1 protein-coding gene is annotated in these 3,039 nt (G+C 62.0%); it reads right to left on the reverse strand.

Going from position 1 to position 3,039, the window contains the following annotated elements:
- Positions 1 to 2,878 (reverse strand): hypothetical protein (locus tag WDA27_15105; protein MFA5892252.1); only part of this gene is annotated, 2,878 nt, incomplete at its 3' end.
- Positions 2,879 to 3,039: the final 161 nt, after the last annotated feature.

Raw genomic sequence — 3,039 nt, forward strand, 5'->3', positions numbered from 1 at the left:
TGGCCCAGATGTTGTACGTGTAGCTGCCTTCCGTGGCGAAGCTCGTCGTGTAGGTGAAGTTGCCCAAGTGGTCCTGGTCCTCGGTCATGTTCACGCGGACCACTTCTTCGTTGCCGCGGAGGAGGACTTGTAGGATGACGGTCTCGTTGGATTCGTCCGTGGCGAGCGCGTGGAACGTCACGTTGAGCGTGGCTTCTTGCTGAGCGGGAGTGACGGTGGCTTCCAGGAGGGAGGGCGCCGTCGAGTCGTTCAGCTTGAACGCGATCGGGTTGGACGTGTTCCAATTGCCAAACGAGTCGATGGCCGCGAAGACGACGCGGTAGTCGCCAGCGTTCCCCAGCGTGTGTCCGTGGCCGGTCGTTATCGTGTCGTTATAGACGTAGGACACGCCGTCCGCGTTGGGGGGATTCGTGAAGTTCCCGATCGGGATGGAGGGGAACGTGTGGTTGTCGCTCACGCGCGTGAAGTTCAGGAACGTTTGGTTGAGCTCGAAGTCGTCCGTGACGTTCACGTGCACGTCGAGGGGTTTGCCTGCCGCGAGGTCCGATGCATTGAGTTGGGCCCCACTGATGACTGGCGGGAGGTCGCTGAGGTTGAAGCTGAAGTTGAAGTCGCTGGATTCGCCGCCCCAGTCCGTGATGCGGATACTGAGGTTCCACTTGCCGGGGCCACCAACGCCAGTGCTGGAACGAAGGCTCATGACGCCAGACGAAGTGAAGTTGCCGACGGAGCCGTAGGTGGCGCACGGGTTCGTCTTGCCGACCGGGATCGGGATGCCCGTCGTGGAGCCAGTGCTGGTGCAGGTTATCTGGTTCCAATCGTGATCAGCCGGGATGACGACGGGCTGTGACGCGTTCCCGCCTGGGAGGTAAACGAGTTCCGCGAGGTTGGAGGTGACGTTCGCCTGGTCCGCGGGGCCGTAGCCCGCGTAGCCTGTCCAGGCGCCTTCGAGGTGGAATTCCAAGGAACCTCCTTGGGGTGCACCAGTGCGGTATGGGAACGTGCTTGAGTCATTGAAGAAGCCCAGGCAATCATTGCTGCCTGGCGCGAACCCCTTGCGTTCGTCACAGATGCCCGCGATGACTTGCTTCGCAGTCATGGAGTGGATGGGCCAGTGGCGCAGTTGGAGCGCCGTGGCGGGTGACGTGACGTTGTTGTCGAACGTGTCCCTTGCGACGGCCGTCAGCGTCCAGTCTTCAGTCGTGTTGCTTGCGTTCGCGAAGACGAAGTTGCGGACGTGGACGCCGTACGCGTTCGCGGTGTTGTTGCGGAAAAAGACACAGTTGTCCTGCTTGTCGTCCCAAATGGGGTCGCAGGGATACCAGGACCGCTGGATGCTGTGGTCCGAAGAGAGCGTTGCCATGAGCGTGACGTTCAGGTTCACTTGGTCGTTGTCGGAGATGTTGATGAACGCCGAGAAGTTCTCCTTGGGGTGGAGGCGGCCGTTGGGGATGATGTCATCGGTGAACGCCTGGTAAACGACGCGCGGAGCGGTGCTGCCGAACATGGGCTCGATGATGGGCTTGCCCGAGTCGCGCAGGAAGATGGTCACGCAGTCCACGTTGTTCGCATCATCAGACTCGTTCGTGAGGTTCGTGTGGTCCACCTGCAAGCACAGTGAGTGCGGGCCTGGCGTGATGAAGGACGGGCTCGACGAGAGGCTGCTCAGAAGCAAGTTCTTGGAGACGGACTTCACGGAAAGTGGGTCCGCCGAGTCCGGCGGCGCGGTCCACGTGTCCGTAACGCTGTAGCCCGTGCGTGTCGAATCGTTGTCGATGATGAGGCGCCAGGGGATGTTGAGGCGCGTCGCGACGCTGTCGCTCGAGAACTTCACGGGCGCTGCTCCGCCGTTCGAGAGAACGGCCGTGAAGGGTCCGATGGTGAAGCTGTTGTTGGCGGGGTACGTGTAGGGATCCGTCAAAGTCATGCCGTGTGCTTCGCGCACGAGCGATGCGGCAAGATCTGGGGCGAGGACCGTGAATGGCCTCACGAGGAGATCGTTGGTCTGCAGGACCTCCTGCATGGTGCCGTCCTGGTTGACGTTGGCGCTGACGTTGTAACCGCCAGCGAGCGCGATGCGGGTAAAGTTGTCGAGCAGGTCGAGCGTGCGCGAGTGCCACGTCCCATTGAGCGCCTGCTCCTTCTGGCCATTCTGGCCAAGCGACCAGCCTGCGTCCGACAGCACGATCGGGGACGATGGTGCCGTCGCTTCGGTGCGCCCAACACGGATATCGACGCTCACGTTGTAGATGGGGCACGTGCTCTTGTTGAGCGTGATGCCGTTGGGGTCCTGCGTGTCTGTCCCTATGCCCTTCGGGTTCGTCGGACTGCTCTGCAGCGGGGGGTAGTCGAAGTCACAATACTCCGACGCGTAGTCACGCAGGTCAGGGCGGATCCACCCCACGGGGCCGTCTGCCGTGTAGATGGTGCTGTTGTTCGTGCCGATGCGGACACGGAAATAGGTCGCGTTCCCTTCGTTGTCTGGCGGTGCGTATAAGCCGTCGCCCTCCTCGTGGAAGTGCCGCACCGTGTTGTAGGGCGCACCCGTCATTCCGTGCGTGAAGTTCGTGTCGCACACGGTGGCCGTCGTGGCCGGGCCGCGGCACCACTCGATCGAGTCAACGTTGAAATCGAGCTTCGCATCCTTCGTGATCTGCACGAAGGCGACGTTGTCCGTGAGGTCCGACTCCTTGTTGCCTTGTGCCGCGCCGCCAGAGTTGAACGTGTTGAACGCCTTGCCGCCGCAGTTGTTGGTCGTCTGGGGCCAATCAGCGGGCTTCGCGTTCACTTGCAGCCGGTAGAGGATAGCGTGGATCGCTTCGTGGGCGCTCGTCTCGCTTGTCGCATTCGTCACGAGGAACGGGACGGGGATACCCATCGAGACGCTTGCCCTTCCGGGGACGCTTCCGGTCACGCCATTCACGCGGACCACCTGACATTGGATGGTGTCTGAGTAGGCGTTGGGCTGGTCCGTCATGTCCGCGAACGCGAAGACGCCAACGGCGTCCGCGCGACCACCCGTGTTCGTGATCGTGAACG

The sequence above is a fragment of the Actinomycetota bacterium genome (assembly GCA_041658565.1).
Lineage (GTDB): Bacteria > Actinomycetota > AC-67 > AC-67 > AC-67 > JBAZZY01.